Raw genomic sequence first — 520 nt, forward strand, 5'->3', positions numbered from 1 at the left:
GACCCGGCTGATCGCCACACCGCAGATGGCGCTGGAGGCCGCCGCCGCCGTCGCCCGCAGCGCTGGCTATGCCGCCCACATCCTCAGCGACCGCATCGAGGGCGAGGCGCGCGACGTCGGCAAGGTGCTGGCCGGCCTCGCCCTGCAGGTGGCCGAACGCGCCCAGCCGGTCACCGCCCCCTGCATCCTGCTGTCGGGCGGCGAGACCACGGTGACGGTGCGCGGTGCGGGCCGCGGCGGCCGCAACGTCGAGTTCCTGCTGGCGCTCGCCATCGCGCTCGACGGCCATCCGGCCATCCACGCCATCGCCGGCGACACCGACGGGGTGGATGGGGTGGAGGAGATCGCCGGCGCCGTGATCGGCCCCGACACGCTGGCGCGGGCGTGGCACCACGGCCTCCGGCCCCGCGACAGCCTGGCGGCGAACGACGGCCACGGCTTCTTCGAGGCGCTGGGCGACAGCGTGGTCACCGGCCCGACCCTGACCAATGTCAACGACTTCCGCGCGATCCTGATCGAC

1 protein-coding gene is annotated in these 520 nt (G+C 74.6%); it reads left to right on the top strand.

The window, feature by feature from the left end; all coding sequences use genetic code 11:
• A partial coding sequence (locus TSO352_RS10355) for an MOFRL family protein (RefSeq protein WP_282183843.1) occupies positions 1 to 520 on the top strand: 520 nt, incomplete at both ends.

This window comes from Azospirillum sp. TSO35-2, from assembly GCF_003116095.1.
GTDB lineage: Bacteria > Pseudomonadota > Alphaproteobacteria > Azospirillales > Azospirillaceae > Azospirillum.